The following is a 5,462-nucleotide window of genomic DNA, read 5'->3' as shown; positions in this document are numbered from 1 at the left end:
CGCAGAAGATGCAGCGCAGGTAGTTGATCTGGTAGACGCGGCCGTAGCGCTCCCCCGGGCTGAACCGGCCCTTGCCACCCTGCTCGAGTGGGGTGTCGTCGTTGTCCGCCCCCTCGACGAGGATGGCGTCGGCCGGGCAGGCCCACGCGCACAGCTCGCACCCGACGCACTTCTCGAGCCCGTCGGGGTGCCGGTTGAGCTGGTGACGGCCGTGGAACCTCGGCTGGGTGGGACGCGGCTTCTCGGGGTACTCCTCGGTCGCGACCTTGCGGAACATCGTCGAGAAGGACACGCCGAAACCGGCGACGGGAGCGAAGAACTCGGCGAACGCGCCCTTGCCCTTCCTGCCGTTGTCCTCGCTGACGTTCTCGTCAGCCATGGGTCTCCTCCTTGCCGGCGGTGCCGTCGGTCGTGCTGGGGCCGGTGCTGGAACCGGCGTCGGGCGACGTCGGCTCGGGCGCACTCGGCTCGAGTGACGTCGACCCGAGTGACGACTCGGGTGACGTCGTGCCGCGCACCGTCGTGCCGCGACCGCCGGCCGTGCCCGCGAGCACTCGCTCCGCGGGCGCCGGCTCGCGCAGGCGCTGTCCCGGCATCGGTGGGACCGGGTAGCCGTCGGCGAACGGGTCGATCTCGTCGGGTGGCTCCTGCGCCGCGGCAGCGGCGGCCTGTCTGGCCTCCGCCCGGTCGCCCCAGATCCAGGTGACGACGAGGGCGAGGACGGCGACGACGCTGATGAGGATGAGCGTGGCCCGGTTGAAGACCAGGCCGCCGAGGCTCACGGTGTCGTCACCGAGGAAGCCGAGCTGCGCGCCGCGGATGAAGGCGACAGCGACGACCCAGGCGAGCGTCACGGGGATGAGGAACTTCCACCCGAACCGCATGAACTGGTCATAGCGGACCCGGGGCAGCGATCCGCGCAGCCACACGAAGAACCACATGAACGTCCACATCTTCAGCGTGAACCAGAGCAGCCCCCACCAGCCGCCGGCGAACATGCCGTCCCCGATGGCGGAGATGAGCGGGGGCGCCGCCGGCCCGCCGAGGAACATCGTCGTGGCCAGAGCCGAGACGGTGAACATGTTGACGTACTCGCCGAGGTAGAACATGGCGAAGGTCATCGAGGAGTACTCGGTGTGGAAGCCACCGACGATCTCACCCTCGCCCTCGGCGAGGTCGAAGGGCAGTCGGTTCGTCTCGCCGACCATGGTGACGACGTAGACGGCGAAGCTGAAGAACGCCGGGAGGATGTACCACAACGAGCTCTGCGCCGAGACGATCTGCGACGTCGACATCGACCCGCTGTAGAGGAAGACGGCGACGAGCGACAGACCCATGGCGATCTCGTAGGAGATCATCTGGGCCGTTGCGCGCAGGCCGCCGAGCAGGGGGAAGGTCGAGCCGGAGGACCAGCCTGCGAGCACGATGCCGTAGATGCCCACCGAGGCGACGGCGAGCACGAGCAGCACGGCGACCGGCACGTCGGTGAGCTGGAGCGGCGTCTCGTGGCCGAAGAGCGACACCGTGCCACCGAGCGGGATGATGGCGAACGCCACGAAGGCCGTCGTGGCGGTGATGATCGCCGCGGCCCGGTAGATGACGCGGTCGGCGTTGTCCGGGGTGATGTCCTCCTTGAGCATCGACTTGAGGCCGTCGGCGAGCGTCTGGAGGAGGCCGAAGGGCCCGTTGCGGTTCGGGCCCGGGCGCTGCTGCATCCGACCGATGACGCGCCGTTCGAACCAGATGACGATCAGGGTCGAGACCAGCAGGTAGACGAAGATGAGGACGGCCTTGACCAGGGAGAGCCAGAGCGGGGTGTCGCTGAAGTCGGCTGAGGGGTTCTCTGCCGCTGGCAGCGTGATGAGGCCGTATGCCGCTGAGCTCAGTGTCATGCGACACCACCCTTCGTGGGGTTGGCGGGGTCAGGGACGGCGCCCGAGGCGTTCACGGCGACCCGGTGCCCTGCCTCGGAGCCGAGCCCGGCACGCACCGAGGCGTCCCGGGAGTTCGTCGGGATCCATACGACGCCGTCCACCATGCCCTCCGTGACGAGTGCCGGCAGGGTGATGCTTCCCCGCGGTCCGGTGACGGTCACAGCGGCACCGTCGCCGACGCCGAGGCGCGCGGCGTCGGCAGGCGACAGGCGAGCCACGGCCGCCGGTGCGGTGCCGGCGAGGAAGGGCTCGCCGTCCTGCATCCGCCCGTTGTCGAGCAGGGTGGGCCAGGTCGCCAGGACATGGTCACCGTGGCCTTCCGCGGCGACCGGGGCCGGGGCCTGCCCGGAGCCCGGCACGCCGCGCGCTCCGGCCCACGGCCCGAGCGCCTCGAGCTGCGCGTGGATCTGGCCCTGGCTGCGGGTCTCGAGGTAGTGGCCGAGCTCGGCAGCCACCATGTCGAGGGCGCGGTGGTCGCTCACGTGGTTGGTCGCCAGGGCCTGCTCGAAGGGCCGGACCCGGCCCTCCCAGTTGACGTAGGTGCCTTCCTTCTCTGCCTGCGCGGCGACGGGCAGCACGACGTCGGCCAGCGCGGTGACGGGCGACTCGCGCAGCTCGAGTGAGACGACGAAGGCCCGCTCGAGGGCGCTCCGGGCGTCGGCGGCCAGGGCACCCGGCAGGTCGGCCGGGTCGACGCCGCCGACGACGAGGGCGTCGAGGTCGCCGGACGTGGCAGCCGCGATGATGCCGGCGGTGTCGCGGGCAGGGGTGTCTGGCAACGAGCCGACCTCCCAGACCGCCGCCACCTCGCCTCTGGCGACGGGGTCGCTCGTCGGGCGGCCACCGGGCAGGAGCGCACCGAGCGCACCGGCCTCGAGGGCGCCGCGCTCACCAGCGCGGCGGGGCACCCAGGCGAGACGAGCGCCCGTCTCGGCGGCGAGCTGCGCTGCCGCCGCAAGGGCGCCCGGCGAGGTGCCGGCACGCTCTCCGACGAGGATGATGCCGCCCTGAGCCAGCCCGTCCCGCGCCGCCATGCCGGCCTCGCTGGACCGAAGATCGCGCAGCGCTGCGGATTCGCGGCCGGGCACGGCCGGGATGAGGGTGCCACCCATCTTGGCGAGCCCCCGCGTGGGAACAGGCCCAGCGGCATACACCGTGGTCTTGTTGCGGCGGAACGCCTTGCGCAGCCGCAGGAAGACGATGGGGCTCTCGTCCTCGGGCTCGAACCCGACGAGGAGCACCGTCCCGGCGTTCTCGAGATCGGTGTAGGTCACCGCTCCGCCCTCGGGACCTGTCGCGACGACATGCTCCGCGAGGAAGGTGACCTCCTCGGAGGAGTGGGGGCGGGTGCGGAAGTCGACGTCGTTGGTGCCGAGCACGACCCGGGCGAACTTGCCGTAGGCGTAGGCGTCCTCGGTCGAGACGCGTCCGCCGACGAGGACGCCGGCAGCCTTGGCCCGGGACAGCCCGGCAGCGGCGGCTGCGAGCGCCTCCGGCCAGCCGACCACCTTGAGCTCACCGTCCGGCTGGCGCACCATCGGGAACTCGATGCGGTCGGGCTGCGTGGCGTAGGTGAACGCCCAGCGGCCCTTGTCGCAGTTCCACTCCTCGTTGACCTCCGGGTCGCGCAGGGCCATCCGGCGCAGCACGACGCCACGGCGGTGGTCGGTGCGGATCGCGCAACCACTCGCGCAGTGCTCGCACACCGACGGCGTCGACACGAGGTCGAAGGGGCGGCTCCGGAAGCGGTAGGCGGCGCCGGTGAGCGCACCCACCGGGCAGATCTGGACGGTGTTTCCCGAGAAGTAGCTCTCGAAGGGCTTGGTCTCGTAGATGCCGACCTGCTGCAGTGCGCCCCGCTCGACGAGCGCGATGAAGGGGTCGCCGGCGATCTGGTCGGAGAAGCGCGTGCAGCGGGCGCAGAGGATGCACCGCTCCCGGTCGAGGAGCACCTGCGAGGAGATGTTGATCGGCTTCGGGTAGGTCCGCTTGACGTCCTCGAAACGGGACACCGCGCGGCCGTTGCTCATCGCCTGGTTCTGGAGCGGGCACTCGCCGCCCTTGTCGCAGACCGGGCAGTCGAGCGGGTGGTTGATGAGGAGGAACTCCATCTGGCCGTGCTGCGCCTTGTCGGCCACGCGCGAGGTGTGCTGCGTGTTGACGACCATGCCCGGCGAGACGGCGATCGTGCAGGAGGCCTGCGGCTTCGGCATCGGCCGGGCCACGCCCTCCTTGTCGGGCATGGCGATGTCGACGAGGCACTGGCGGCAGGCGCCGACCGGGTCGAGCAGCGGGTGGTCGCAGAAGCGCGGGATCTCGATGCCGATCGTCTCGGCGGCCCGGATGACGAGGGTGCCCTTGGGGACGCTGACGTCGACCCCGTCGATGGTGAGGTTGACGAGGTCGGGGTTCGCGGGGGCCTGCGCGCCGGGGGTCGACGCGGCGGCGTTGGTCGACGTGGTGGTCATGCGGTCACCATCCCGCTGGACTCCTTGGTCTCGACTTCGTAGAGGACCGACTTCTCCGGTGGGAAGAGGACGTGCGCCGGGGTGTGCATGCCGGCCTCGAACTCCTCGCGGAAGTACTTGACGGCCGAGGTGATCGGGCTCGTCGCCGCGTCACCGAGCGCGCAGAAGCTGCGCCCGAGGATGTTGTCACAGATGTCGACGAGCTTGTCGATGTCGTCCTGGGTCCCCTGGCCGTTCTCGATGCGGGTCATGATCTGCCGCAGCCACCAGGTGCCCTCGCGGCAGGGCGTGCACTTGCCGCACGACTCGTGGGCGTAGAAGTCCGTCCATCGGGAGACAGCGCGCACGACGGAGACGGTCTCGTCGAAGACCTGGAGGGCGCGGGTGCCGAGCATCGACCCCGCTGCGGCCACCGAGTCGAAGTCGAGGGGGACGTCGAGGTGCTCATCGGTGAAGATGGGCGTCGACGAGCCGCCCGGCGTCCAGAACTTCAGCTTGTGGCCCTGACGGATCCCGCCGGCGAGGTCGATCAGCTCGCGCATCGTGATGCCGAGCGGTGCCTCGAACTGGCCGGGGTTGGTGACGTGCCCGGAGAGGCTGAAGATGCCGAAGCCCGTGGACTTCTCGGTCCCCATCCCCTTGAACCAGTCAGGGCCCTCGAGGATGATGCCGGGCACCGAGGCGATCGACTCGACGTTGTTGACCGAGGTCGGTCGGGCGTAGAGCCCGGCGGCCCCGGGGAACGGCGGCTTGAGGCGGGGCTGTCCGCGGCGACCCTCGAGCGAGTCGAGGAGCGCGGTCTCCTCGCCGCAGATGTAGGCACCCGCGCCCGCGTGGACGGTGATGTCGACCTTGACTCCCTTGCCGCCGACGTCGTCGCCGAGGTAGCCGGCCGCGCGGGCCTCCTCGACGGCGCGGAGCAGGCGGCGGTAGACGTGGACGACCTCACCTCTCAGGTAGATGAAGGCGTGCTCGCAGCCGATGGCGTAGGAGCTGATGATCGTGCCCTCGATGAGCGCGTGCGGGTTGGCCATCATGAGCGGGACGTCCTTGCACGTGC

4 protein-coding genes are annotated in these 5,462 nt (G+C 70.6%); all 4 read right to left on the bottom strand.

Features of this window, described 5'->3' with window-relative positions; all coding sequences use genetic code 11:
• On the bottom strand, positions 1-379 hold a 379-nt coding region (gene nuoI / locus LOY02_RS17530), incomplete at its 3' end, for an NADH-quinone oxidoreductase subunit NuoI (protein WP_317183658.1).
• Entirely contained in the window at positions 372-1,892 is a 1,521-nt protein-coding gene (nuoH, locus tag LOY02_RS17525; protein WP_317183657.1) for an NADH-quinone oxidoreductase subunit NuoH, read from the bottom strand. The genes nuoH and nuoI, both read right to left, overlap by 8 nt.
• Positions 1,889-4,402, bottom strand: coding sequence for an NADH-quinone oxidoreductase subunit G (locus LOY02_RS17520; protein WP_317183656.1), 2,514 nt, complete (start codon positions 4,400-4,402; stop codon positions 1,889-1,891). Before LOY02_RS17520 ends, nuoH begins: the two co-directional genes overlap by 4 nt.
• On the bottom strand, positions 4,399-5,462 hold a 1,064-nt coding region (gene nuoF, locus LOY02_RS17515), incomplete at its 5' end, for an NADH-quinone oxidoreductase subunit NuoF (protein WP_317183655.1). The genes LOY02_RS17520 and nuoF, both read right to left, overlap by 4 nt.

Source organism: Intrasporangium sp. (genome assembly GCF_032907665.1).
Taxonomy (GTDB): domain Bacteria; phylum Actinomycetota; class Actinomycetes; order Actinomycetales; family Dermatophilaceae; genus Intrasporangium.
This window is presented reverse-complemented; position numbering and strand designations above follow the sequence as displayed.